The sequence below is a fragment of the Pseudomonas sp. MPFS genome, assembly GCF_022537035.1.
In the GTDB taxonomy this organism is placed as follows: Bacteria; Pseudomonadota; Gammaproteobacteria; order Pseudomonadales; family Pseudomonadaceae; genus Aquipseudomonas; species Aquipseudomonas sessilinigenes.
In genome coordinates this window covers 346,550-372,536 of the sequence record NZ_CP066123.1, presented here as the reverse complement: position 1 = coordinate 372,536, position 25,987 = coordinate 346,550, and the positions used below count along the sequence as shown (strand labels likewise).

Sequence of the window (25,987 nt, the reverse complement as noted above, 5' to 3'; positions counted from 1 at the left end):
GCCGACCCTGGGCATAATGCGCCTCTGTCCACAGGCGCCCTTTCCATGACCACAGCCCTCCCCCGTCGTCCCCGCTGGCGCAGCCTGGCCTTGCTGGCCCTGTGCCTGGCACCGCTGCTGTGGCCACTGGAGCACCTGGCGGAACGTTACTACCGCAATGAGCTGACCAGCCAGAACAGCCAGACCCTGGACCTCTACGTAGCCAACCTGCTGGGCACCCTGCATCGCTACGAAGTACTGCCGCAGATCCTTGGCGACTTGCCAGCACTGCGGGCGCTGCTAGGGGCCCCGGACGATGGCGTCACCCAGGGCAACGCCAACCGCCTGCTCAAGAACATCAGCGCCCAGACCGGCGCCGAAGTCATGTACCTGATGGACACCAGCGGCAAGACCCTGGCGGCCTCCAACTGGGACAAGCACGACAGCTTCGTGGGCCGTAACTTCGCCTTCCGCCCGTACTTCAGCGAGGCCATGGCCGGCCGCCTCGGGCGCTTCTTCGGCCTGGGGACCACCTCGGCCAAGCGCGGCTATTTCTTCGCCGCTGCGGTACGCGAAGGCGAGCGGATGCTCGGGGTCCTCGTGGTCAAGGTCGACCTGGACCACACCGAACGCTTGTGGGGCAAGACACCGGAACAGCTTCTGGTGACCGATCACAACGGTGTGGTGATTCTCACCTCGCGCCCGGAATGGCGCTTTCGCGCGACTCGCCCGCTAAACGAGGAAGAACGCCAGGCGATCGTCGCCATCCAACCCTATCCAACCCGCACTCCACGTCCTCTGGATCTCAATTCCAAGGCCTGGCTGGTGCAGACCCAGCAGATCGAGGAAACCGGCTGGAGCGTCAGCATCCTCGCCCCGCGCACCCTGATCGACCGCCCAGTACGCACCGTCCTGGCCATTGGCGCCGCAGCTCTATTGGTGCTGATGCTGCTGCTCGGACTGATGATGCAACGCCGCCAGCACTACATGGAACGGATCGCTTTCGAAGGCAAGGCCCGGCGGGAGCTGGAGATGCGCGTGGCCGAGCGCACCAGCGACCTGGAGAACCTCAACCGACGCCTGAAGCAGGAAGTGCTGGAACGCGAGACCGCCCAGCAGGAACTGGTACGTGCCCAGGACGACCTGGTCCAGGCTGGCAAGCTTTCGGCATTGGGCACCATGTCCGCCAGTATCAGCCACGAGCTCAACCAGCCACTGGCGGCGATCCGCAGCTACGCTGAAAACGCTGAGGTGCTGCTGGACCATCAACGCACCGACGACGCCCGGGGCAACCTCAAGCTGATCAGCGAATTGACCGGGCGCATGGCCTCGATCATCACCCACTTGCGGGCGTTTGCCCGGCGCGATCACCACGCACCGGAGAGCGTCGCCCTGCAGCCGGCCCTGGACGATGCCCTGGCCCTGTTGGCCAAGCGCCGTCGAGCCATGGACGTGGAGCTGATCCGCGACCTGCCGGCCGCTACCCTGTGGGTCGAGGCCGGGGAAACCCGCTTGCGCCAAGTCCTGGGCAACTTGCTGGCCAACGCCCTGGATGCCCTCACCGAAAAAGGCCCGCCACGCAAGCTGTGGCTGAGTGCCGAATCCACCGCCACGGGCGTCAACCTGTACATCCGCGACAATGGCCCGGGTTTCTGCATGGAAGCCCTGGGACGCGCCGGAGAGCCGTTCTACACCACCAAGACGCGAACCCAGGGCCTGGGCCTGGGGCTGGCGATCTGCGACACCCTGATGCGAGCCTTCGGCGGTGAGCTGGCGTTCGCCAACCATCGCGAAGGCGGTGCCCTGATCACCCTGCGTTTGCGGGCCGGGGCTCCGGGAGTCAGCCCACAGCCATCCGAGGACCGCGGGGTATGAAACGCGACGCGCGCCACACGCGAACAAGCCATGGGCCGACCTTGCAGGGCCGGCCACGACACGACCTGGAAAGTGACCAATGACCCGTCCCGACAGCCTCGACCCCCAGTTGCAAGTGGTGTTGATCGATGACGACCCACACTTGCGCCAGGCCCTGAGCCAGACCCTGGACCTGGCCGGGCTCAAGGTCCTGTCCCTGGGAGAAGCCCAGGGCCTGGCCGAACGCCTGGAACGGGATTGGCCGGGGGTGGTGGTCAGTGACATCCGCATGCCGGGCATCGACGGCATGGAACTGCTCAGCCAATTGCATGCCCAGGACCCGGAGCTGCCGGTGCTGCTGATCACCGGCCATGGCGACGTACCGCTGGCCGTGCAGGCGATGCGCGCCGGGGCCTACGACTTCCTGGAGAAACCCTTTGCCAGCGACGCCCTGCTGGACAGCGTGCGTCGCGCCCTGGCCTGGCGCCGGTTGGTCCTGGACAACCGCAGCCTGCGCCTGGCCCTGAGCGACCGCCAGGAACTGAGCGCACGACTGGTGGGTCAATCGGCGTCCATGCTGCGCCTGCGCCAACAGATCGGCGCCCTCGCTGCGACTCGCGCCGACGTGCTGATCCTCGGCGAGACCGGGGCCGGCAAGGAGGTGGTGGCGCGGGCCCTGCACGACCTGTCGGGCCGCCGCAACGGGCCGTTCGTGGCGATCAACGCCGGGGCGCTGGCGGAATCGGTAGTGGAGAGCGAACTGTTCGGCCACGAACCAGGGGCGTTCACCGGGGCGCAGAAACGTCGCATCGGCAAGTTCGAGTTCGCCAATGGCGGCACCCTGTTCCTCGATGAAATCGAAAGCATGAGCCTGGATGTCCAGGTCAAGCTGCTGCGCCTGCTCCAGGAGCGTGTTGTGGAGCGCCTGGGGGGCAACCAGCTGATCCCGCTGGATATCCGCATCATTGCCGCCACCAAGGAAGACTTGCGCCAAGCGGCCGACCAGGGGCGCTTTCGCGCCGACCTCTATTACCGCCTGAACGTGGCTCCGCTGCGAATTCCACCGTTGCGCGAGCGCGGCGAGGACGTGCTGATGCTGTTCCAGCATTTTGCCGATGAAGCCAGCACCCGCCACGGCCTTCCCGCCCAGGAGCTGCAACCCGGGCATCGAGCCCTGTTGCTGCGCCACGACTGGCCGGGCAACGTACGGGAACTGCAGAACGTTGCCGAACGCTTCGCCCTGGGCCTAGAGCTGGCCCTGGACAATGGCGACCCGGGCCATGCCCCGACTGCTACGCCGCCCCTGATCAGTGGCGGCTTGAGCGAACAGGTGGAGCATTTCGAGAAATCCCTGATCGCCGCGGAGATGGCCCAACCTCATGGCTCGATGCGTAGCCTCGCCGAGGCCCTGGGCATTCCCCGCAAGACCCTGCATGACAAGTTGCGCAAGCATGGCCTTAACTTCGCCGACAGCGGTGCCAGCCATCCCAGCGACGAGTCCGAATAAGCCATCGCTCCCACTCCCCAATGACCCTTGAGGCCCGTGCATGAACCGCGACAGTCGCTACCTGGAATCCATCCTCCACCACGACATTCCCCTGACTCGGGACATGGGCCTGAAGGTACTCGACTGGCAAGCGCAGCAACTGCGCCTGCAACTCCCCCTGGATGCCAACGTGAACCACAAGAGCACCATGTTCGGCGGCAGTCTCTATTGCGGCGCCGTACTGGCCGGCTGGGGATGGTTGCACTTGCGGCTTCGGGAGGAAGGAATCGAAGATGGGCACATCGTCATCCAGGAGGGGCAGATCAGCTACCCGTTGCCGGTCACCGGGGATGCCCAGGCGATCTGCGCAGCCCCCGAGGACAAGGTCTGGAAGAAATTCCTCACGATGTACCGGCGCTATGGACGGGCCCGCCTGACCCTGCACACCCGAGTGGTGAATGCCGGCAGCAGCGACGATGCCGTGCTCTTCGCCGGACAGTACGTGCTGCACCGCTGAATCGTGCTCACCGAGGGCAGGACCTGCGGCTATCGGCTATTTACCGCACAGTTCCAGTAGCTTGGCGCGCCAGGGCGCCTTGGCCGGCAGCGCGAGGAAGAAGCCATTGAGCAACGACTCCCGGGGCGGATAGCAAAACGGTGCACCGGCCAGATCCAGCACCTCGCCACCGGCACCTTCGAGCACGCCCTGGGCGGCAGCGGTATCCCACTGCGAAGTGGGCGCCAGGCGCGGATAGCAATCCGCCGTCCCTTCGGCCAGCAGGCAGAACTTCAGCGAGCTGCCGATATTGGCCAGTTGCAACTCGCCCACGGCCGCACCCAAGCCAGCCAGCAGGCGCTCTTGATCGGGGCTGGAATGACGCCGGCTGGCCACCACGGTAAAGGCTTCGCCCGCTCCCGGCTGCTCACGTACCGCAATCGCCTGAGGCGCCTCGCCCCGATCGAGGCGCCAGGCACCAAACCCCGCGCCGCCAAGGTAGCAGCGCCCGCTGGTGGGCATCGCCACCACGCCAAAGACCACCCGTCCCTGTTCGATGAGAGCGATATTGACGGTGAACTCCTCGCTCCCGGCGATGAACTCCTTGGTGCCATCCAGCGGGTCCACCAGCCACCAACGTTGCCAACCGGCACGGGTAGCCTGGGGAATGTCGGCATCTTCTTCGGAAAGTACCGGGATCTCCGGGGCCAGGGCTTGCAGGCCCGCCACGATCAAGTGATGGGCGGCCAGGTCGGCGGCCGTCACCGGCGACTCATCGGCCTTGCGCTCGACCGCTACATCGGCGCGCCAGAACGGCAGGATCGCGTCACCGGCACGCAGTGCCAGGTCGACCACGGGCGCCAGCAGGGGATGGGGAAAGTTCATCATCTCGTTCATGCTTGAAAGACTCCACGCTGGCTCAAAAGATCGCGGGCCAGGTACAACGCTGCCAGGGCACGGCCTTCACTGAACTGCGGATTCTGCGCCAGCCCGGCCAGCTCCCGCAGGTTGATCTTGTCGACCCGCATCGGCTCGGGCTCATCGCCCTCCAGGCGCTCTTCATACAGATCGGTGGCCAGCACCACCTGGATCTTCTGGCTCATGTAGCCCGGGGACAGCGACAACTCGGTCAGGTGTTCCAGCTGCCGCGCGCCAAACCCGGCCTCCTCCTTGAGCTCGCGCTCGGCCGCCGCCAGCACGTCTTCGCCGGGCTCGATCAGGCCCTTGGGCAGCGACAATTCATAGGCATCGGTACCACCGCAATACTCTTCCACCAGCACGGCATGCTCGCTATCGAGCATGGCCACGACCATCACCGCGCCATAGCCTGCGCCCCGCCCCACCAGCCGCTCGTAGGTACGCTCGGCACCATTGGCGAAGCGCAGTTGAACCTGCTCGACACAAAACAGGCGACTGGTAGCGACAATCTCTCGGGCAAGTACGGTGGGTTTCTGACGCATGGCGGGCTCCTTGGCGATAGCGGGTTACTATACAGCCTGTTTGAAAGTGACTGGGTTGCAGATTGCAGCGGCGCGCGGCCGCTGCCGGACCTATTGTTTACTGCATGTGATCGCCCTTGCCGGTCGATTGTTTTCCGTTGGAGAAGTAGTCAATGACCCTGATGCCCTGGCGCGATATCGATACCGTCCTGCTGGACATGGACGGCACCTTGCTGGACCTGCACTACGACAACCATTTCTGGCTGGAGCACCTGCCCCGTCGCTATGCCGAGCTGCATGGGGTCAGCCGGGCCATGGCCGAACTGGAGCTGCAGCCCTTGTTCGAGCGTAACGCCGGACAGTTGCAGTGGTATTGCCTGGACTTCTGGAGCACCGAACTCAGGTTGCCAGTACGTGAACTGAAGCTGGAGACCGCCCACCTGATCGCCCTGCGCCCGGACGCCGATACATTCCTCGCGGCGCTCAAGCAGGCCGGCAAGCGGGTGATCCTGATCACCAACGCACACCGCGATTCGCTTTCGCTGAAACTGGAGCGGATCGAGTTGGCGCCGTACTTCGAGCGCCTGATCAGTTCCCACGACTATGGGTTCCCCAAGGAGAACCTGCAGTTCTGGGACGCCTTGCAGGCCGATATCCACTTCGACCCCAAGCGCAGCCTGTTCATCGACGACACCTTGCCAATTCTGCGCAGCGCACGGGACTTCGGAGTAGGGCAACTGCTTGCGGTGAGCCAGCCGGACAGCCGCAAAGGGCCGAAGGACACCGCGGAGTTCGCGGCAGTGGGGGATTATCGGGAACTGATCAAGGGCCTGCTGGACTAGCCAGGCCTACCCCCCGAAAGGGGCAGGCCTGGCTGAGAAAGCTGCTATCCGATCACTCGGGGATGCGCAGGACCTGCCCCGGATAGATCTTGTCCGGATGGGACAGCAGGGGCTTGTTGGCCTCGAAGATCTTGTTGTACTTGTTGGCGTCGCCGTATTGGACCTTGGCGATGGCGCTCAGGGTATCGCCCTTCTTCACGGTGACGAATACGGCCGACACCACGGTTGGACCAGTGACGGTGACCTGGTCCTCGACACTGCCGACACCGGCGATGTTGCCCAGGGCCAGAAGGATCTTTTCCTTCTCTTCCTGGCTCGCCACTTCACCCTTGACGATGACCTTGTCGCCTTCCACCGTCGCCTGGACGTTGGGGTTGCCCAGGCCGACCTTGGCGATGTGTTCCTTGAGCTGCTCGCTGGCGTTGGCGTTACCCGGGGTCAGCAAGTCGATCAGTTTCTCACCGGCTTCCTTCACAAAGCTGAAAATGCTCATGTCGCACACTCCTTGGTTGATAGATCCAGATGCGAAAGACTAGACCAGCCCGGCCGATCGAGGTTCCCGGCCGACCACTGACCAAGGCCACGCCGGCACGGTAGAATCCCGGCCTTTTGTCGCGCCGGAGCGAAGATGGACATCAAGCAGCTGAAATTCCTCATCGCCCTGGACGAAACCCGCCACTTCGGCCAAGCCGCCGCCCGTTGCCACATCACCCAGCCGACCCTGTCGATGCGCCTGCGCAACCTCGAGGAGGAGCTTGAGCTGCCGCTGGTCAACCGTGGCCAGCGCTTCGAAGGTTTCACCGCGCCCGGCGAGCGGGTCCTGGCCTGGGCCCGTACCGTACTCACCGCCTGTGACGGTTTGCTGGCCGAAGCCGCTGCCTGCCGTGGCAACCTGGTGGGCACCCTGCGCTTGGGAGTGGTCCCACTGTCGAGCTTCGACCCGCAGCCACTGATGCAGCGCCTGCACGCCGAACACCCACACCTGCGCTTCGAACTCTCGTCCCTGAGTTCGGAACAGATCCTCGAGCAGTTGGCGAGTAATTGCCTGGACCTCGGGGTGTCCTACTTGGAACGCCTGGACGGCGAGCACTTCGACTCCCTGACCCTGGCCCAGACGCATATGGGACTGCTGTACGACCAACGGCACTTCAGCTTCGGCGAGCAACCGCTGAGCTGGGAAGCGCTGACCGAACTGCCCCTGGGCCTGCTGACCAGCGGCATGCATTTTCGCCAGTCCATCGATCACAACTTCCATATCCGCGGACTGCACCCACGCCCCGTCCTGCAGACCGATGCCGTCCATCAGTTGGTGCAGATGGTCCATGGCGGCCTGTGCTGCGCGGTGATGCCCCTGGACAGCGGCCTGGAGGCCATGACCGAGCATCTGCGCCTGCAACCCATAGAAGACGCCCAGACCCTGGCTCGCCTGGGCCTGATCATGCGTCGCAGCGCACCGCGCTCGGCCCTGGCCGAAGCCTGCTTCGCCCTCTACCAGAAACTGCTCGATGGCGCTTGATCGACGCCATCTATCAAAGGATCAGTACTAGCAATTAGACGCGACACAATGCCGCGCTTAGGCTTGCCTCCCAGTACGCCGCTGATCCCCCGATGACCGCCAAACGCCCGCCCTGCGCAGCGCCAGCTCCTGCGAGGCCCGCCCCCGTGCTCGCTTCTCGAGCTTCCGCCAGGCCCGGTGAGGGTCGCGTCATCACAGCCACTACCTTGTCCACCTGCCGCATCGAAGCGCACTGCGGCCCGACAACCCCGCGATGGAGAGTCGCCCGTGAGTACACATAACCAAGCCGACCAGAAACCCGTAGCCCGCTACAAGCCCTACAAGGGGCCGGCCGGTGGTTGGGGTGCCCTGATCAGCGTGGCCCAGGCCTGGCTGACCAGCGACAACGCCCTGAAGAACATCCGCATGATGCTCAAGACCAACCAGAACGGCGGCTTCGACTGCCCGGGCTGCGCCTGGGGCGACTCGCCGGAAAGCGGCATGGTCAAGTTCTGCGAGAACGGCGCCAAGGCGGTGAACTGGGAAGCCACCAAGCGCCGGGTGGACGGCGCCTTCTTCGCCAAGCACAGCGTCAGTGCCCTGCTGGAACAGAGCGACTACTGGCTCGAGTACCAGGGCCGGCTGACCGAGCCGATGAGCTATGACGCCGAGACCGATCGCTACCGCCCCATCAGCTGGGAAGACGCCTTCAGCCTGATCGCCCGCCACCTGCTGAACCTGCCGAGCCCGGACATGGCCGAGTTCTACACCTCGGGCCGGGCCAGTAACGAGGCGGCCTATCTCTACCAGTTGTTCGTGCGGGCCTACGGCACCAACAACTTCCCCGACTGTTCGAACATGTGCCACGAAGCCAGTGGCGTGGCCCTGGCGCAGAGCGTCGGGGTGGGCAAGGGCACGGTAACCTTCGACGATTTCGAACACTCCGACGCGATCTTCGTCTGGGGCCAGAACCCCGGCACCAACCATCCGCGGATGCTCGAACCCCTGCGCGAGGCGGTGAAGCGCGGTGCCCAGGTGGTGTGCGTCAATCCGTTGAAGGAGCGCGGCCTGGAACGCTTCCAGCACCCGCAGAATCCCCTGGAGATGCTCACCAACGGCAATCGCCCGACCAATACCGCGTATTTCCGCCCGGCCCTGGGTGGTGACATGGCGTTGCTGCGCGGCATGGCCAAGTTCCTCCTGCAATGGGAACGCGACGCGCAGAAGGCCGGGACCGCGGCCGTGTTCGACCACGACTTCCTCAACACCCACACCGCCCAGGTGCTGGAATACCTGGGCACCATCGACGACACCCCATGGGAGCAGATCGTCGAGCAGTCGGGCCTGACCCTGGTGGAGATCGAGCAGGCGGCGCGTATGTACGCCAAGGGCAAGAACGTCATCATGTGCTGGGCCATGGGCATTACCCAGCATCGCCATTCGGTGGCGACCATCCAGGAAATCGCCAACCTGATGCTGCTGCGCGGCAACGTCGGCAGGCCCGGCGCCGGCCTGTGCCCGGTCCGCGGCCACAGTAACGTCCAGGGTGACCGCACCATGGGCATCAACGAGCGGCCGCCGGTGGCCTTCCTCGACTCCCTGGAGCGGCGCTTCCAGTTCAAGGTGCCCAGGGACAACGGCCATAACGTGGTCGAGGCGATCCACGCCATGCTCGAAGGCCGTTCCAAGGTATTCATCGGCCTTGGGGGCAACTTCGCCCAGGCCACTCCGGACAGCGAGCGGACGTTCCAGGCCCTGCGCAACTGCGACCTCACCGTGCAGATCAGCACCAAGCTCAATCGCAGCCACCTGGCCCACGGCAAGGATGCACTGATCCTGCCGTGCCTGGGACGCACCGACATCGACCTGCAGGCTGGCGGCCCACAAGCGGTCACCGTGGAAGACTCCTTCAGCATGGTCCACGCCTCCAACGGCCAGTTGCAGCCGCTGTCGGCGCACATGCGCTCCGAGCCCTGGATCCTGGCGGGCATCGCCGCGGCCACCCTGGGCAACCGCCCGGTGGACTGGAACTGGCTGGCCGCCGACTATGGGCGCATCCGCGACCTGATCGCCGACACCATCCCAGGCTTCAAGGAGTTCAACGAGCGCCTCAAGCACCCAGGCGGCTTCTACCTGGGCAACGCCGCCGGTGCTCGCCAGTGGAACACCTCCTCGGGGCGCGCCAACTTCCGCGCCAACCTGCTGCCCAAGGACCTGATCGATGAACGCACCCGGGCCAGCGGCAAGCAGCCGGACCTGATCCTGCAGTCGATGCGCTCCCACGATCAGTACAACACCACCATCTACGGCCTCGATGACCGCTACCGCGGGGTGAAGGGCCAACGTGATGTGCTGTTCGTCAACGAAGCGGACATCATCCGCCTGGGGTTCAAGCCAGGGCAGAAGGCCGATATCGTGTCGCTGTGGAACGATGGCCGCGAACGCCGGGTCAAGGGCTTCACCCTGTTGGCTTTCGACATCCCGGCCGGCCAGGCCGCGGCCTACTACCCTGAGGTCAACCCGTTGGTGCCGCTGGAAAGCACCGGTGACGGCAGCCATACCCCGACCTCCAAGTTCATCGCCATCCGCCTGGAGGCTGCCAGCGACAACGGCCTGATCATGGCACGCTCGGCTTGACGGAATCGCGGGCACAAAAAAGGCCGCTCCTGCATGCAGGGCGGCCGTCTTCAAGTAACTGTAGACCGTTGAAAGTCGTTTAAGTTCCCCATCAAAAACAATAAGTTACGATATTGTGTACAACTCGTGCTATTCGTCGGATTTCGTTTGTAAGCGCCGTGGTACAGCCTCAGGATCGCGCCGTCATCCCTTTGAGGCTCATGTATGAAGTTCTCCTCGATTCTCTTGTTGTCCCTTGGCCTGGTCAGCGGCGTCGCCTCTGCCGGTGGCACCACTGAAGCAGGTGTGGGCGGCGCATTGGGCGGGGTTCTAGGTTCGGTGGTCGGCCAGCAACTGGGCGGCAATACCGGTTCGGCCATTGGCGCAGCCATCGGCGGCGCAGGCGGCAGTGCAGTCGGCGCCGACAAGCGCAGTCGTGGCCAGGCGGCCATCGGCGGCGCCTTGGGCGCGGCTGGCGGCAACGTCGTGGGCCGCAGCATGGGCGGCAGCACCGGCAGCCTGATCGGTGCAGCGGCAGGCGGTGGTGCCGGCGGCGCACTGGGTAACTACATGGGCAACGAAAGCGCCCGGGAAGACCGCGACTATCGCCGCGATCGCGACCGCCGCTACTACCGCGACGGCCACCGTGGCCGTGGTCACGCCTACGGCCATCGCAAGCATCGTCACTACGACGACTGATCGACCCGGCCCCCTGTAGCCGCTACCGCACACTGGACGCGAGGCCAAGGGCCTCGCCAGACCAGAGGCTGCGGTACTGGCCCCAAGGATCGAGGTCAGGCCTCACCTACTGGCGCCGATCGCAACCTGCGGCAGCGGCTTGTATCTCGACTATCGCGTTTACACACGCGATAGTTCTCGACTGATCATCGAGGAAGAGGAATGAAGCCGGGCAGCGGCTAAGGCCTTGAGCCTGCACTGTAGATTGAGCTCCTCCTCTTCAACCTCACTCGCTAAGTCCGAACGGTATCCTGAGCCCTGCATCGCACGGTAGCTCGCATCAACAAGGCTGAGACCGAGTGATGGATGATCCTCAACCCGCGCATACGAGGAAGAGAATATGTCTAACGTCATCGGGATCGATATCGCCAAGAACACATTCGATGTCGCCACGCCTCTGCCCAACGGCAAGTACCGCACACGCGGCAAGATTCCCAACAATGCCGAGGGCTTCGCCCAGCTCGACCAGTGGCTCAAGTTGCATGCGCAGCCCGACGCCAGGGTCGTCATGGAAGCCACCAGCGTTTATCACGAAGCCCTGGCAGAGCACCTCTACCACCAGGGTTACAAAGTCATCGTGGTCAACCCGGCCCGGGTCCATTACTTCAAGAAAAGCGAAGGAATCAACTACAAGACCGACAAGGTGGACGCCAAGTTGCTGGCCGCCTTTGCCCAGGCCAAGCACGAGTCACCCTTGACGCCCTGGGCGCCGGAGCCTGTGGCGATCCGCCGGCTACGGGTCCTGCTGCGACGCCTGGACGACCTGCAGGAGATGCTGCAGATGGAACGTAATCGCCAGGAAGTGGCGGATACGGTGGTTCAGGAATCGATCCAGTCGCACATCAGCCACATCGAAAAAGACATCGTCCAGACCCGCCAGATGATCAAGCAGCATGTCGACGATGATCCCGACTTGCGGGGCAAACGGGATCTGCTGTTGAGCATCGACGGTATCGGCGAGAAGACCGCGTCAGTGATCCTGGCCGAACTGGGCGATCTCAAGGAGTTTCGTAGCGCCCGGGCCGTAGTCTCGTTTGCGGGGTTGAATCCGCAGCTGGCCGAATCCGGCAAATTCAAGGGCCGCACGCTGATCAGCAAGGCTGGTTCGGGGCGTATCCGCCGAGCGTTGTACCTACCCAGCATCACCGCCATGAACATGAGTGAGCCCCTCATGGCGATGAAAGAGCGGCTGCGCGCCAAGGGTAAAGCGGGCAAGCAGATCGTCTGTGCAGTGATGCGCAAGATGCTGCACATCGTATTTGGCGTGCTCAAGTCGGGTCATCCTTATGACCCGAAATTGGCGCTTGCCCGGTAACGGGCAAGACGGTATCTACAGTGTCCACAGGTCGATCAAGTCTCGAAGCTCAGGTCACCAGCAGCTGTTCCAGGGCTGCGCGCAGGACCACTGGAATCGGCACCGGCTGGTTCGATGCCCGGTTCACGAACACATGGACGACGCGCCCCGCCGCGCAAGGCTCCTGCTGTCCCGACTTGAACACCGCCAACTCGTATTGCACCGAGCTGTTGCCCAACTTGCCGACCCGCAGTCCCACCTCGATACGCTCAGGAAATGCGATGGAGGCAAAGTAGTCGCAAGCCGAGCTGACCACGAACCCCACCACCTCACCGTCATGGATATCCAGGCCGCCCTGCTCGATCAGGTAGGTATTCACCGCCGTGTCGAAAAAGCTGTAGTAGGTGACGTTGTTCACATGGCCATAGACGTCATTGTCATGCCAACGCGTGATGATCGGCTGGAAATGGCGGTAGTCGCCGCGTTGCGGCATGGACTCGGACATCAGGGCGGTCTCCCTTGGATTGAGCGATTGATCGCCCGGCATTTCACCCCAGGCGACTAAGCCTGGGCAAACCCTTTTCCAGCGACCGCCAGTGCCTCGATCAACTTCGCCGGCCGCCAATGCTCACCCAATTCAGCTTGCAGGATCGTCAGCCGCCGCCGGACCTCTGCCAGCCCCTGGGTATCGGCCCAGCTCATCGGCCCGCCCTGCTCCCTGGGAAAGCCGTAGCCATTGAGGTAGACCAGGTCGATATCACCGGCCGAGCGAGCAATGCCTTCCTGGAGGATCTTCGCCCCTTCGTTGACCAGGGCCAGCAGGCAGCGCTCCAGGATCTCCTCGGGACCAATATCGCGCCTCCGGTAGCCCAGCCCCTCACTGACCTGCAGTACCAGGGCATCGACCTCCAGATCGTGCTCGGCCTGGCGGCTGCCTGGCTCATAGTGGTAATAGCCGTCACCGCTTTTCTGGCCAAACCGCCCCAGCTCACACAAGCGGTTGTCGACCTGGATCTCTGGCGCATCCTGGCCGACGCCGCTCAGTTGCCGGGCACGCCAGCCCAGGTCGATGCCCACCACGTCGTACATGCGAAACGGTCCCATGGCAAAGCCAAACGCCTGCAAGGCAGCATCCACCTGATAGGGAAACGCGCCTTCCAGGAGCATCTTGCGGGCCTCGAGCACATAGGTATTGAGCATGCGGTTGCCAATGAAGCCGAAGCAGTTACCCGCCACCACACTGACCTTGCCCATGCGCTGGCCCAGGGCCAAGGCAGCGTCCAGCACCTCAGGCGAGGTCTTGGCGGCCCGCACCACCTCGAGCAGTTTCATGATGTGTGCCGGGCTGAAGAAGTGCAGGCCCAGGACCTGGGGCGCCCGTCGGGTAACTGCGGCAATGGCGTCGATATCCAGTGCCGAGGTATTACTGGCGAGGATCGCTCCCGGCTTGAGTGCAGCATCCAGCTGACGAAAGATCTGCTGCTTGAGCTCCAGGTTCTCGTACACCGCCTCGATCACCAGGTCCACGTCAGCCAGCTGTGGATAACCTTGGGCGACGCCGATCCGCGCCAGGCGTGCATCGGCTTCAGCCTGCTCGATACGCCCTTGGCGAACGTTATGGGCATAGGTATCGGCCACTGCCGCCAGGGCTTGCTGGAGCATCTGTGGATTGTTGTCCAGCCACAGGACCGGCAGGCCGGCGCTGGCCAGGCACATGACGATGCCGCGTCCCATGGTACCGGCGCCGATCACTGCGGCCTGCCGGATATCGAATGCTGCCTGGCTCATATGGACTCTCCCGTGGGTGTTCCAAGGACAGTCACCACCATAGTCAGGCGAGCATCATTTTTGAAATTTATTCCTGTGATGCACAGCATTCAGCAGATGGATTTCACTCAGGCAGCTGAGTGACGCACCACTCTCGCACTGCGCTGTAGGGGTAATCCTCCAAGGTCGCGAAGCCGGAAATGCTCCGTGCCTTGAGCTTGGTGAACAACGGCACGCTCAGGCCGCACAGAAAACGTGCCAGCCGTTCCGCTCCAGGCACCTGGCCCGTGTGCTGCTGGTGCCTGTGGATAAAATTGCCGCACAGCTCGGCAAAATTCTTATCCACAAGTGCGGGCAAGGCCGGCGGTGTCGGCAAGCACGCGACTCGTCCCTGGCAAACCGAACAATGCCCACATTGTTGCGGCGCCTGCTGGTCGCCAAAGTACTGCGCCAGGCGATACCCCAGGCACTGCTCACTGGCGAACAACTCGAGCATCCCGTGGATCCGGGCAATCTCGCTGCCCTCATGGCGCGCGAAATAGGCATGCAACTCAGTGCCCAGGGCAGCCGGATCGAAATTGTCCTGCAACAGGCTGTAGACCTCGGTCATCTGCTTGCTTTCCACTTCTACCCAGCCTTTTTCCTGGAGATAGTCCAGCGCCTTGACCACCCGTTGGCGCGGTGCCTGGTGCTGCTGGTAGAGCGCATCGAAATTCACGGTGGCCCAGGTCCGGGCACGGCTCGAGGTCTGGATGATGGCATCGACGAAATCACGCCTCTCCCCTTCGAAACGCTCCAGCAAGGTCGAGGGCTCAAGCAACAGCTTGAAGCGGTACTCGGCGAAATAGGCATAGCGCGGGGCAATCAGGCCACGCAGCTCCAATTGCACCAGCAAGGTCTTGAGTGGCAATTGGCGGATATTGCTCTGGTCGGCCAGTGGTCCCAGCATGAACTCCCACTGCCCTTGCGGTGCACAGGCCTGCAAATCGTCCAGCACGTAGCGGATTCCGCTCAACTCGGGAGTATCCCCGTAGACGAAGTTCTCCAAGACGTTGAGGCTGTCGCGGTTGGCCAGCACCAGGCAGTCGGAGGGCTGGCCATCGCGCCCGGCACGCCCGATTTCCTGGCTGTAGTTCTCGATGGACTTGGGCAGGTCGAAGTGCACCACATTGCGAATATCGCTCTTGTCGATACCCATGCCGAAGGCAATGGTGGCAACGATGCACTGGCTGTTCCCTGCCATGAAGCGCCGCTGGATCGACTCGCGCTCCTCGTGTGGCAAACCGGCGTGGTAAGCCTGGGCGGCAATCCCCTGCTGGCCCAGGTACTCGGCGATCTGCTCGGCAGTCTTCTGCAAGGTCACGTAGACGATGCTCGGTTGCCCGGCCCGTTCACCCAGCCACTGCACCAGGCGCTTGCGCTTGTCGGCACCGCGTACCGGCTCCACCAGCAGGTTGAGGTTGGGCCGGTAGAAACCGGTAGTGACCACATCGCCCGCAGCGATGGCGAAACGCGCCTGCATGTCGGCGATCACCTTCGGGGTCGCCGTGGCCGTCAACAGCAGGGCCTGGGGAATCTTGAACTGGCGCTGGTAGTCCGGCAGTTTCAGGTAGTCCGGCCGAAAGTTGTGGCCCCATTCGGAAATGCAGTGCGCTTCGTCCACCACCAGCAGGGAGATGGGCACCTGCTGCAAAAAGTTGCGGAAACGTTCGTTCTTCAGGCGCTCGACCGAGATCATCAGGATCTTCAGCTCCCCGGAACGGGCCCGGGCCATCACTTCGTTGGCCTCCTCCCGCCCCTGGGCCGAATCGATGCTCGCAGCGGCGATGCCATGCCCCTGGAGAAACGCCAGTTGGTCCTGCATCAGCGCCAACAGCGGCGATACCACCAGGGTCAGGTGCGGCAACAGCAGTGCGGGCAGTTGGTAGCACAGGGACTTGCCGGAGCCGGTGGGGAAGATCGCCGCCGCCGAGCGCCCAGCCAGGACCGCGCTGACCGTGGCCTCCTGGCCCGGGCGAAACTGTGGATAACCGAAGACCTGTTCAAGGGTACTGTGCATGAGGGTCACTCCTTTGACCGCTGACCGTTCCCTGAAGACTAGCGGGACGGGACAGCGGGTCGAGAAAAGGCCTTGGGAAAAGGGCTACCGGATGCTACCGGACAACGGGGCCGGCGCGTGGCTGAAGGCACGCGGGCCTAGCGCAGGGTTCGGCAATCGAGCCATTGCACGCCGTTGTGCTGGTTATCCCGGATCAACGTCGGCACGGCCTGGGCCGCCTTGGGGTGGACGTCATGGAACAGGACGATCCCGCGCCGCCACAACAGCATCAGCGTTTGCACCCGCTGGGTCGTTGCCTCGGCGTCGAGCTTCTTGCTCCAGTCCTGGGAGTCGATGTTCCACAGCATCAGTTGCAGGCCATTGGCCTTGAAGAATCCGGCACTGTCACTGCGACGCTGTCCGTAGGGCGGTCGAAACAGCGGTAGGTAATCGCCCTCCAGGGTACGACTGGCCAGGTTGGCGCTGTCGAGCACGGACTTTTGCCAGGCGCCCCAGGAGGAATGGGACTTGTGCTCCCACCCATGTATCCCTACGCACTGGCCATCATAGGTCTCGCGCAATTGTCCCGGCGAAGAACGATTCAGGCGCGACTGCAGCGACTCTCCCAGGACAAAGAACAGGCCATGCACCTCATGGGCACGCAACAGCTCGGCCAACGCCTCGGTGTAGCCACCCTTCAGGCTCGGGCCGTCATCGAACGTCAGCAGGAACTGTCGATCCGCCAGCTCGTCGCCCAGCTTTTCCGCTGGGTCCATCCGCAGGATCTCGCTGCTGACCGTGGGGAACAGCGCGGCCAGGCGCAATTGTTCATCCAGGTATTGCAGGTGGAAGCGCTTGCTGGCCTCGGCCCAGGCACCGTAGGTGGCTTTGCTGGCACCGGTGAAGCCGGCTATCAGCTGGCGCAACTCCCCAAGGTTACGTACTGGCTGGCAAAAGGGGGCGGCATCGCAATCCTGGCTGGCCCGTTGGTAATTCTCCAGGAGCCGCGCCCAGAACTGCTCGCGCACGGTGTTGAGTGACTTGAGATCCAGCTGGCGCACGCCGAGGCGCTGTTTCAAGGCCTTCTCGTCCAGGGCCTCGCTGGCCAGCAAAGCCTTGCCGAACATCAGGATCTCGCCCCGTGACGCTGTATCGAAATCAGCCGCGCTGTCCAAAGGATTCGGCCAACCACTGCGGTCGATGGTCGCGAAGACTAGCGGCCCGGCCGCCTGAACCACACTGCTGGACAAGCACAGCGCCAGCAACCAGGGGAAAACACGAATCCGCATACCAACCTCCATAAATGCACAACGCGCCGCTGCCGGCGCGTTGTGGAAAACTACTGCGGCCGGCTCAACGGCCCTGCAACCGCTCTATCGCCTTGTCATACACCGGATTGGCCTTTTGCTCACGGGCCTTGCGGTAATGCTCCAGGGCCGTAGCGAATTGCCCGGCGTCCTCGTAGATACGCCCCATGTCGTAATAGGCACTGGCACGTATGGTCGGTGCCGAAGCACCACTGGCCAGGGCAATGGCCTGGCGATCGGCAACCACGGCCTCGTCCGCACGCCTGTTCTTGCGATAGGTCAGCGCAAGATTGCTGTAGACCTGGGCATAACCAGGGTCCAGCGCGATGGCGTCGCTGTAGAAAATGCTCGCTCCACCGAAGTCCCCCCTGCGGTAGTACTCCTCGCCCTTCTGGTTGAGGCTCTTGGCATCCACCGGCCCCAGATCCTTGCCCGCGACCTCGTCGATGGACTTGGTGTTTTCCAGCAATGGATCGAGATCGCTCATGGCCGACTCCGGCTCATGATTGCCTTGCAATACTCGATCGATGTCCTGCAATCGGCCATCGGCGGTCAGGCGAAACACCACCCACAAATTGCCCTGGCGATTCTTCGGCACCCGGTAGCTGCGAATCAGCGACGAGCCTTTATAGACATCGACCCGCGCCTGGCTGCGCCCCAGGTGCAACGACTCCGGGTTGTTGCCATTCGTGAAGTCGTGGACGGCAAAGACATAGGCGTCGCCAGGCACTCGCTCATCGATGGTAATGGTTTCCGGGGCTTGGCTATCGGCGCTGTCTGCCTCCAGGCGGGCACCTGGTCCCTTGCCAGTGGCGAAGTACAACAATTTGTGGGGATAGCTCAGGTGTGCATCCAGGTCCTGCCCCGGCGCACTCCAGCTCAACACCATGCGCAGGCTCTCGGGGTTTGGCAGGATCGGGCTCAAGGCATAGAGCTGTCCCTGGCAGGGGCATTGGCTACGCAGGTCGGCGTAACCCGGCTTGCGGACCAGCAATTCACTGGCCGCACTGTCGGCGACCTCAGTGGCCAGGCTCACTCGCCCCTGGGCATCGGTATGACCCGTGACGCGACTCGTCCCCTGCTGCAACTGCACCTGGGCATCAGCCAGCACCGCGCCCTTGCCCACGGCATCCACTACCTGGATCGACAACGCCTGAGCCTGCACAGGGCTCATCGCCAACCCCAGCCACACCATCGCCAGCAGGCGAAAAAAAGCCATAACCAAATCCCTGTAAACGAAGATTGTCCCAGCCCTTCGGCCCGCGGCGAACCATACACAGTTTTATCCGCCAATGCTTGGCCCCAAGCTCAGCAATGCCATGCGCGACCGTCATCCACGGCCAGGTCGCACTGCATTCGGGACTTGAAAAACAACCACCGAATCACCGTACACTCCTCCTCCCCAAGAGCCGCAGGCGAATCACCAGCATGTACCTGGCCCCCGGATTTCCCGATGACGCGAGCATGCGCCAGCTGATGCAATTGCTGCATGAGGAAATCGGCCTGCCCGAGCGCAAGACCCTGCGTCTTGAGACCGCCATCAACCTCGACCTGGGTTGCGACGGTAGCGATGCCCGGCACTTGCTGCAGGCCCTAGAGGAATGGTTCGAGCTGGATCTTGCCGACTTCGACAGCTACCGCTACTTCCAGCCCGAAGGCTTCGACCCGTCGCTCAAGCGCCGTGCAAAAGGCCGTGGCACCAAGCTGCCACTGACCATCGGCATGCTCTACCAGGCGATCAGGCTCCGCCGCTGGGATACCCAGGAGCTGGAAAACCTCTAAAACCTACAACAATAAACAAGGAAGAAACCGTGGATGTACTGATGGGACTGCTTGCCGCCGTGCTCTGGGGTGGTACCGATTTTCTCGTGGGCTTGAATGTCCGCGCCGTAGGCGCCAAGCGCGCAGTGTTCTTCAGCCAGACGCTGGGCGTCGTCCTGATGAGCCTGCTGCTGGCGGTCTTCCCTGCCTTTCTGTTCAAGGCGTTGGCCGCACCGCTGGATGTCTGGCTGATGGGGGTGCTAGCCGCCTGCTTCACCCTCTCCGGCGCCCTGGCCCTGGGCAAGGCTTTCGCCCTGGGCAAGGCTGCCATCATCGCCCCGCTGGTCACCTCCTATGGCGTGGTGACGACCCTGCTGTCCTGGGCCAGCGGCGAACATATCAGCCTGGTCCAACTGCTGTGCATCCTGGTCTGCGTGGTGGGGGTGATTCTCTCCAGCATTCATTCTGACCCCAAGCTGCCCCATAGCACGGATGCCAGCCGCTCGATCGTCTATGCCCTGCTGTCGGCCTGCCTGTACGGCACCAGTTTCTGGCTGCAAGGCCGCTACACCCTGCCGCAACTGGGCCCGGTCAGCATGCTCTGGTTGGGTTACGTGGTGGGATCGAGCGTATCGCTGCTGATGATGCTCAAGGTCCAGGACGGCTTGAAGCTGCCACCCCTGAAGAGCTGCGGCACCCTGGCCAGCTCCAGCCTGATGAACCTCGGCGCATTCTTCGCCTTCTCCTGGGGCGCCATGCACGGCTCGGTATCGGTAGTAACTGTGATCAGCACCTTGTCCGGCGGTATCGCTGCGGTGCTCAGCTACCTGTTCTTCAAGGAACGCCTGTCGAGGGTGCAGGTGATGGGCGTGGCACTGGTACTTCTGGGTGCACTGGCTCTGCATCTGAAGGGCTGAGCCGGTGGCGGTGGAATCGAGGTTTCCATCAGGTTAAATCCAGGAATGGCTGTTGCCACAGGCCACGACAGGACAGTTCGCCAGCCACAAAAAAGCCGCCCCGAAGGGCGGCTTTTTCATGGCAGGTCGAGGCTTACAGCTTCGGACCGGCAGCCTTGATGGCGTCGCTCACTTCGAACTTCTTGAAGTTCTCGATGAACAGGCCAGCCAGGCCCTTGGCAGCTTCGTCGTAGGCAGCCTTGTCAGCCCAGGTGTTGCGTGGGTTGAGCAGCTCGGTCTCGACGCCCGGAACGGCCTTCGGCACGTCCAGGTTGATGATGTCCAGGTGCTCGGTCTCGGCACCGACCAGCGCGCCGCTCTGGATCGCGGCGATCACGCCACGGGTGGTCGGGATGCTGAAGCGCTTGCCAACGCCGTAGCCACCGCCGGTCCAGCCAGTGTTGACCAGGTAGACCTTGGAACCGAACGACTTGATGCGCTTGATCAGCAGCTCGGCATAAACGCCGGCCGGACGCGGGAAGAACGGTGCGCCGAAGCAGGTGGAGAAGGTCGACTTGATGCCGCCGCCAGAGCCCATTTCGGTGGAGCCGACCAGCGCGGTGTAGCCGGACAGGAAGTGGTAGGCCGCCTGCTCGTTGTTCAGGATCGACACTGGAGGCAGTACGCCGGTCAGGTCGCAGGTCAGGAAGATGACCGCGTTCGGCTCGCCGCCCAGGTTGTTCTCGGAGACCTTCTCGACGTGCTCCAGCGGGTAGGCGGCACGGCTGTTCTGGGTCAGGCTGCCATCGGCGTAGTCGGCATGCTTGTTGGCGTCCAGGACGACGTTTTCCAGCACTGCACCATGCTTGATGGCTTTCCAGATCACCGGCTCGTTCTTCTCGGACAGGTCGATGCACTTGGCGTAGCAGCCGCCTTCGATGTTGAAGACAACACCCTCGCCCCAGCCGTGCTCGTCGTCACCGATCAGGTAACGGCTTTCGTCGGCCGACAGGGTGGTCTTGCCAGTACCGGACAGGCCGAAGAACAGGGTCACGTCGCCGTCTTCGCCAATGTTGGCAGCGCAGTGCATCGGCAGCACGTCGGCAGCCGGCAGCAGGAAGTTCTGCACCGAGAACATGGCCTTCTTCATTTCACCGGCGTAGCGCATGCCGGCGATCAGCACCTTCTTCTGGGCGAAGTTGAGGATGACGCAGCCATCGGAGTTGGTGCCGTCACGCTCTGGCACGCACTCGAAGTTAGCAACGTTGAGGATCTGCCACTCACCGCGATCGGCCGGGTTGTACTGGGCCGGGTTGATGAACAGGCAACGACCGAACAGGTTCTGCCATGCAGTCTGGGTGGTCATTTTCACCGGCAGGTAGTGCTCGGCGGCAGCCCCTACGTGAACGTGGGAAACGAAGTGTTCCTGAGCGTTGTTGAACGCCTCGACGCGAGCCCACAGGGCATCGAACTTGTCGGCCGGGAACTTGCGGTTGATCGGGCCCCAGCCAATCTGGTCCTGGGTGGAAGGTTCTTCGACGATGAAACGGTCAGCTGGCGAACGGCCGGTGCGATGACCAGTCTTGACCACCAGCGCGCCGGTATCGGCCAGCTCGCCTTCACCGCGGGACAGCGCTTCTTTTACCAGCTCATCGACGCTCAGGTCGGCGTACACGGTGTTTTTGGCTTGCGTCATGAGGTTCCCCGTCGGCCAATGGCCGAGTGCTCCAAACGTTTTGTAGTAGAAACTCGCGCACTACTACCGCGAAAAAAGTGCGCCGGATTATGCCAGAAAAGCCCAAAAATAGTAGGGTCCTCCCGTCAGCACGGCGTAATTCCGGCGTTCCCCAGGTGATTTACCTGAGCTGAAACGTTTTAGTGACGAGTATCTGACGGTGACTCGACGCCTGCCCCAGCGAACAATTGCGCAATATCAGCAGCATCGAACAGATAACGCTCGTTGCAGAACTGGCAATCGATCTCGATGCTGCCGCCATGCTCCACCACCAGCTTCTGGGCATCCTCCAGCCCCAGGCTGACCAGGGCATTACCCGAGCGCTCCCGCGAGCAGCTGCAGCGAAACCGCAGGGGCTGCACGTCGAACAGGCGCACGGCCTCCTCGTGGTACAGGCGGTGGAGCACGGTTTCGTTGTCCAGGCTCAACAGCTCATCGGCGGTCAAGGTGCTGGCCAGTGCCGTGAGGTGCTGCCAATTGGCTTCGCGCTCTTCAGGGTCACGCAGGCGATCGGCCGGCAGCTGCTGCAGGAGCAGGCCCCGGGCATTGCGACCGTCGGCGTACAACCAGAACCGAGTACCGGTTTGCTGGGACATGACGAAGTAGTTGGTGAAGCATTCCGCCAGGGTGGCCCCATCCAGGTCGACGATGCCCTGGTAGCGCTGGCCTTGCGTCGGGTCCACGGTCAATGCCAGGACACCATTGGGCATCAGGTCGGCCAGTGTCGCGTCCGGGGCGATCTGCGCCGCGTCATAACGAGCCAGGCCGCGGATCTCACGCTCGCTGGAGCACTCGATCATCAGCAGGGGTACCGGACCTTCGGAACGGGCCTGGAGAATCAGCAAGCCGTCGAACTTCAAGGTGCCGACCAGCAACGATGCCGCCGCCATCAGCTCGCCCAACAGTTGCGCCACCGGCTCGGGATAGGGGTGTTTGGCGAGGACTTCAGCGTAACTGCGCTCCAGCGCCACCAGTTCGCCACGGGCATCGCTCTCATCAAAGATGAAGCGTTGGGTGAAGTCGGTATCCGGCAAATCAGTCATAGGTCTGGGTATCTGAATGGTGACAAAAAGGTTACAAGCACCGAAAATTGCATTTTTGCGCACCATTACGGTGCAGTTTTTGCGGTGATTGGAGATATTTTATGAACAATCCGGGTTTGTTCCAAGCAAGGTGGAACCTCGGCAAGCTGGTCCTGTGCAATCTACTCCCTTTGGCCCTGCTGGGTTTCTGGTTATGGCCCACCGGGCAGATGCTCTGTGTAATGTTCGACGAATGGCTGTTCCGCCTCCTCAATACTCCCCTTGCCACCCACTCCACCTGGCTGCACATCTGGGCCGTGGCCAGCCTGCGTCCGTTCGACGTGGTCGTCGGCCTGATCATGCTCGGCCTGCTGATTCGCGGTGACTGGGTATTCAAGGCCGTGGACGTGCGCCGTGCGTTCTTCGGCTTCCTGTCGATCCTGATTCTCATGGTGGTGATTCGCGCGCTGTTTTCCAAGTTGGTGGCAGCCATGAACTGGCAGCACAACAGCCCATCCATGGTGCTGGAGGGGGCCGTGCACATGAGCGACTACTTCCCGAACTGGGAAAAGACCTGGGAACTCAAGGACCGCTCCAGCCAGAGTTTCCCGGGTGACCACGCCTCGGTGTTGTTGATCTGGGGCCTGTTCATGGGAGTCTTCAGCCGCAGCATCACCCAGTTCCTGGTGGTCTGGGGCTTGACCCTGCTGTTCATGCTGCCGCGCCTGGTAGCGGGTGCCCATTGGGGCCAGGACGACTACATCGGGGGCGTCTTGCTCGCCGTACTGGCACTGGGCTGGGGCTACTACACCCCGTATGCGGCGCGAATGTCGAACGTCCTGCTGCGCCTGACCCAACCATTGTTCAACCTGCTGAACCGGATACCGCTGCTGTCGAGCATGAGCGTGGTCCGCGCCAGCAGCCTGCTGCGCTGAGCAGGCCGAACGGGTAACGGCCGCAGAGGACAGCGCGGGCAAGCGGCCGCGCCATGCATCAGTCGTGAGCGCTGCCGTGGAACTTGAACAAGTCCCGGCGCTGTTTCTTGGTCGGCTTGCCATCGGTACTCACACCCAAGGCGCCCGCCTTGCGCTGGGCCGCGGCCGTTTCGCGCTTGGCGATACTGGCCTCGGTCTCGGCATAGAGCGCCTGCGCTTCGGGTGCTCCGCGACGCACGATGGACAAGGCCAGGACTTGTACCGTGCGTTCGTCGAAGCCGGTACGAATCTCGTACTCATCACCGATACGCGGCTCCTTGCCCGGTTTGCAACGCTCGCCACGGTGATGCACCTTGCCACTCTCGATGGCCGCCTTGGCCAAGGCACGGGTCTTGTAGAAGCGTGCTGCCCAGAGCCATTTGTCCAGACGGACCTTGTCCTCTTCTTGCTGTTCCTGCTTGTGTGCCACTGGAGTTCCTCTTGGTGAAAAAAATCGCAACGGTACAGCCCGAACGAGGGCTCTCATAAACCTTGCCGCTCACCTAAAATACCTCAGGTTGCCCCTTGGGAACCGGCACCGAGATAACGGTCGCCATTTACCGCCGATTCTGCGTGAATACCGCGAACTCGGCCGATGGCACCGGCTCGGCGCCCGAGGACATGCTGCACGACTGTCACAATCTATGCGGAGTCGGCAGCTAAAGTCATCGCCGAAGATGCCCGCCAGCGCTATCGAGCCGGGCGCTCCCGGCAAGCATGGATTCATCCGGCGCAGTATCGGTACTGCGCCGGAGCTGTTTCAGAACCCTGGCCCAGGTTGCGACCTGGGCCAGTACCGGCCAACTATGGACGTTCCTTATTGAAGACCTTTGACCATTTGACCGTTGTCGGCCTGCGCGAGTGGGTGGCGCTTCCCGATCTGGGAGTCGCCGGACTGCGCGCCAAGATCGACACCGGGGCCAGCACCTCAAGCCTGCATGCCACTGAAATCGAGCCATTCGAGCGCGATGGTGAACAGTGGGTCCGCTTCAATGCCCACCTGGGCAGCGTGGTGCAATTGCGCCATCGACGTTGCGAGGCACCGCTGGTGGCGATGAAGACCATCAAGAGTTCCAACGGCCAGGCCCAGGTCCGCTATGTGATCAGCACCACCCTGGCCCTGGGCGATCATGTATGGCGAGTGGAGTTCACCCTCGCCTGCCGCAAGGCCATGCGCTACCGCCTGCTGCTGGGCTCCAAGGCCCTGATCGACGGCCAACTGGTGGTCAATCCGGGCAACAAATACGTACAAGACAAACCGGTGTTCCCGGTATCCACTACCTCTGCCACAGGTGCTGCATGAAGATCGCTGTGCTGTCGCGTAACCCGCGTCTGTATTCCACTCGCCGCCTGGTCGAAGCCGGCACCGAGCGCGGCCATGAAATGGTAGTGGTCGACACCCTGCGCGCCTACATGAACATCGCCAGCCACAAGCCGCAGATCCACTATCGCGGCAAGCCCCTGGAGGGCTTCGACGCAGTGATCCCGCGGATCGGCGCCTCGGTGACCTTCTATGGCTGCGCGGTCCTGCGCCAGTTCGAGATGATGGGGGTGTTTCCCCTCAACGAGTCGGTGGCCATCGCCCGCTCCCGGGACAAGCTGCGCTCGCTGCAACTGCTGTCGCGGCGTGGCATCGGCCTGCCCGTGACCGGCTTCGCCCACTCCCCGGACGACATTCCCGACCTGATCGAGATGGTCAACGGCGCGCCACTGGTGATCAAGGTGCTGGAAGGCACCCAGGGCATCGGCGTGGTGCTGTGCGAAACCGCCACTGCGGCGGAGTCGGTGATCGAGGCGTTCATGGGCCTGAAGCAGAACATCATGGTCCAGGAGTACATCAAGGAAGCCGGTGGAGCCGATATCCGCTGCTTCGTGGTAGGCGACAAGGTAATCGCCGCGATGAAACGCCAGGCCAAGCCGGGCGAGTTCCGTTCCAACCTCCATCGCGGTGGCAGCGCCAGCCTGATCAAGATCACCCCGGAAGAACGCATGACCGCACTGCGGGCGGCCAAGGTCATGGGCCTGAGCGTGGCCGGGGTGGATATCCTGCGCTCCAATCACGGGCCGCTGGTGATGGAGGTCAACTCCTCCCCAGGCCTGGAAGGCATCGAGACCACCACGGGCAAGAACGTGGCGGGGATCATCATCGAGCACATCGAGAAGAACGGCGGGCCGAACATGACCCGCACCAAGGGCAAAGGCTAAAGACAGCTACAAGCGGCGAGCTTCAAGCGGCAAGGTAAGAGCT

Annotated in this window: 24 protein-coding genes; 13 read left to right on the top strand and 11 right to left on the bottom strand. The window is 62.9% G+C overall.

The genetic code is table 11. The features are described 5' to 3' along the window. The first annotated feature begins 45 nt into the window (after positions 1 to 45). From I9018_RS01585 to I9018_RS01575, 3 genes are all read left to right on the top strand, one after another. Entirely contained in the window at positions 46 to 1,854 is a 1,809-nt protein-coding gene (locus I9018_RS01585; protein ID WP_124345508.1) for an ATP-binding protein, read from the top strand. 79 nt (positions 1,855 to 1,933) lie between these two features. Next, the gene (locus I9018_RS01580; RefSeq protein WP_241108579.1) at positions 1,934 to 3,340 is read left to right on the top strand and encodes a sigma-54 dependent transcriptional regulator; all 1,407 of its coding nucleotides are present in this window, start codon (positions 1,934 to 1,936) and stop codon (positions 3,338 to 3,340) included. A 40-nt stretch (positions 3,341 to 3,380) separates the two neighbouring features. Beyond that, a complete protein-coding gene (locus I9018_RS01575) occupies positions 3,381 to 3,836 on the top strand; it encodes a YiiD C-terminal domain-containing protein (protein ID WP_241108578.1) in 456 nt (151 codons plus the stop codon). Between the two features lie 36 nt (positions 3,837 to 3,872). Here the strand turns inward: I9018_RS01575 and cysQ are convergent, their stop codons facing one another. Further along, a complete protein-coding gene (gene cysQ, locus I9018_RS01570) occupies positions 3,873 to 4,700 on the bottom strand; it encodes a 3'(2'),5'-bisphosphate nucleotidase CysQ (RefSeq protein WP_241110100.1) in 828 nt (275 codons plus the stop codon). Positions 4,701 to 4,708: 8 nt separating this feature from the next. Next, positions 4,709 to 5,275 (bottom strand): ADP compounds hydrolase NudE, encoded by a 567-nt coding sequence (gene nudE / locus I9018_RS01565; RefSeq protein WP_124345505.1) that lies wholly within the window; start codon positions 5,273 to 5,275, stop codon positions 4,709 to 4,711. 152 nt (positions 5,276 to 5,427) lie between these two features. On the opposite strand from nudE, the gene yrfG reads away from it, so the two are divergent. After that, positions 5,428 to 6,096: a GMP/IMP nucleotidase gene (gene yrfG / locus I9018_RS01560; protein WP_068580205.1), complete on the top strand. Its 669-nt coding sequence runs from the start codon at positions 5,428 to 5,430 to the stop codon at positions 6,094 to 6,096. Positions 6,097 to 6,148: 52 nt separating this feature from the next. On the opposite strand, the gene lysM is transcribed toward yrfG, so the two are convergent. Further along, positions 6,149 to 6,589 (bottom strand): peptidoglycan-binding protein LysM, encoded by a 441-nt coding sequence (gene lysM / locus I9018_RS01555; protein WP_068580204.1) that lies wholly within the window; start codon positions 6,587 to 6,589, stop codon positions 6,149 to 6,151. A 135-nt stretch (positions 6,590 to 6,724) separates the two neighbouring features. On the opposite strand from lysM, the gene I9018_RS01550 reads away from it, so the two are divergent. The 4 genes from I9018_RS01550 (at position 6,725) to I9018_RS01535 (ending at position 12,260) form a co-directional block, all read left to right on the top strand. After that, positions 6,725 to 7,612 (top strand): LysR family transcriptional regulator, encoded by an 888-nt coding sequence (locus I9018_RS01550; RefSeq protein WP_241108577.1) that lies wholly within the window; start codon positions 6,725 to 6,727, stop codon positions 7,610 to 7,612. Positions 7,613 to 7,879: 267 nt separating this feature from the next. Beyond that, positions 7,880 to 10,228, top strand: a complete 2,349-nt coding sequence (locus I9018_RS01545) for an FdhF/YdeP family oxidoreductase (protein ID WP_068580200.1) — start codon at positions 7,880 to 7,882, stop codon at positions 10,226 to 10,228. A 204-nt stretch (positions 10,229 to 10,432) separates the two neighbouring features. Next, a complete protein-coding gene (locus I9018_RS01540; protein ID WP_124345504.1) occupies positions 10,433 to 10,906 on the top strand; it encodes a YMGG-like glycine zipper-containing protein in 474 nt (157 codons plus the stop codon). Positions 10,907 to 11,285: 379 nt separating this feature from the next. Next, the gene (locus tag I9018_RS01535) at positions 11,286 to 12,260 is read left to right on the top strand and encodes a transposase (RefSeq protein ID WP_241107265.1); all 975 of its coding nucleotides are present in this window, start codon (positions 11,286 to 11,288) and stop codon (positions 12,258 to 12,260) included. Between the two features lie 49 nt (positions 12,261 to 12,309). Here the strand turns inward: I9018_RS01535 and I9018_RS01530 are convergent, their stop codons facing one another. The 5 genes from I9018_RS01530 to I9018_RS01510 all read right to left on the bottom strand — a co-directional run bounded on the left by I9018_RS01530 (position 12,310) and on the right by I9018_RS01510 (position 18,570). Beyond that, on the bottom strand, positions 12,310 to 12,744 hold the full coding sequence (locus I9018_RS01530; protein ID WP_241108576.1) for a thioesterase family protein: 435 nt from the start codon (positions 12,742 to 12,744) through the stop codon (positions 12,310 to 12,312). Between the two features lie 56 nt (positions 12,745 to 12,800). After that, complete coding sequence (locus tag I9018_RS01525) at positions 12,801 to 14,027, bottom strand: 3-hydroxyacyl-CoA dehydrogenase (protein ID WP_241108575.1); 1,227 nt, start codon at positions 14,025 to 14,027, stop codon at positions 12,801 to 12,803. Positions 14,028 to 14,130: 103 nt separating this feature from the next. After that, positions 14,131 to 16,065: an ATP-dependent DNA helicase RecQ gene (locus I9018_RS01520; RefSeq protein WP_241108574.1), complete on the bottom strand. Its 1,935-nt coding sequence runs from the start codon at positions 16,063 to 16,065 to the stop codon at positions 14,131 to 14,133. Between the two features lie 137 nt (positions 16,066 to 16,202). Continuing rightward, positions 16,203 to 17,333, bottom strand: coding sequence for a polysaccharide deacetylase family protein (locus tag I9018_RS01515; protein ID WP_124345500.1), 1,131 nt, complete (start codon positions 17,331 to 17,333; stop codon positions 16,203 to 16,205). Positions 17,334 to 17,397: 64 nt separating this feature from the next. Then, positions 17,398 to 18,570: a tetratricopeptide repeat protein gene (locus tag I9018_RS01510; RefSeq protein WP_241108573.1), complete on the bottom strand. Its 1,173-nt coding sequence runs from the start codon at positions 18,568 to 18,570 to the stop codon at positions 17,398 to 17,400. Between the two features lie 209 nt (positions 18,571 to 18,779). Here I9018_RS01510 and I9018_RS01505 point away from each other — a divergent pair, with 209 nt between their 5' ends. Next, positions 18,780 to 19,133, top strand: a complete 354-nt coding sequence (locus I9018_RS01505) for a DUF1493 family protein (protein WP_241108572.1) — start codon at positions 18,780 to 18,782, stop codon at positions 19,131 to 19,133. A gap of 41 nt (positions 19,134 to 19,174) precedes the next feature. After that, positions 19,175 to 20,029 carry a DMT family transporter gene (locus tag I9018_RS01500; protein ID WP_176719718.1) on the top strand — a complete coding sequence of 285 codons (855 nt, stop codon included), beginning with the start codon at positions 19,175 to 19,177 and terminating at the stop codon, positions 20,027 to 20,029. A 133-nt stretch (positions 20,030 to 20,162) separates the two neighbouring features. Here I9018_RS01500 and I9018_RS01495 read toward each other — a convergent pair whose 3' ends face one another. Beyond that, positions 20,163 to 21,704: a phosphoenolpyruvate carboxykinase gene (locus I9018_RS01495; RefSeq protein ID WP_068580183.1), complete on the bottom strand. Its 1,542-nt coding sequence runs from the start codon at positions 21,702 to 21,704 to the stop codon at positions 20,163 to 20,165. A 179-nt stretch (positions 21,705 to 21,883) separates the two neighbouring features. Further along, a complete protein-coding gene (gene hslO / locus I9018_RS01490; RefSeq protein WP_068580182.1) occupies positions 21,884 to 22,786 on the bottom strand; it encodes an Hsp33 family molecular chaperone HslO in 903 nt (300 codons plus the stop codon). Between the two features lie 101 nt (positions 22,787 to 22,887). Here hslO and I9018_RS01485 point away from each other — a divergent pair, with 101 nt between their 5' ends. After that, the gene (locus I9018_RS01485; RefSeq protein ID WP_241108571.1) at positions 22,888 to 23,700 is read left to right on the top strand and encodes a phosphatase PAP2 family protein; all 813 of its coding nucleotides are present in this window, start codon (positions 22,888 to 22,890) and stop codon (positions 23,698 to 23,700) included. Positions 23,701 to 23,758: 58 nt separating this feature from the next. On the opposite strand, the gene I9018_RS01480 is transcribed toward I9018_RS01485, so the two are convergent. After that, positions 23,759 to 24,169 carry a S4 domain-containing protein gene (locus I9018_RS01480; protein ID WP_068580178.1) on the bottom strand — a complete coding sequence of 137 codons (411 nt, stop codon included), beginning with the start codon at positions 24,167 to 24,169 and terminating at the stop codon, positions 23,759 to 23,761. Positions 24,170 to 24,559: 390 nt separating this feature from the next. Here I9018_RS01480 and I9018_RS01475 point away from each other — a divergent pair, with 390 nt between their 5' ends. Both I9018_RS01475 and rimK read left to right on the top strand, forming a co-directional pair. Further along, the gene (locus I9018_RS01475) at positions 24,560 to 25,042 is read left to right on the top strand and encodes an ATP-dependent zinc protease (RefSeq protein ID WP_068580177.1); all 483 of its coding nucleotides are present in this window, start codon (positions 24,560 to 24,562) and stop codon (positions 25,040 to 25,042) included. Next, complete coding sequence (gene rimK / locus I9018_RS01470) at positions 25,039 to 25,944, top strand: 30S ribosomal protein S6--L-glutamate ligase (protein ID WP_007931744.1); 906 nt, start codon at positions 25,039 to 25,041, stop codon at positions 25,942 to 25,944. Before I9018_RS01475 ends, rimK begins: the two co-directional genes overlap by 4 nt. Positions 25,945 to 25,987: the final 43 nt, after the last annotated feature.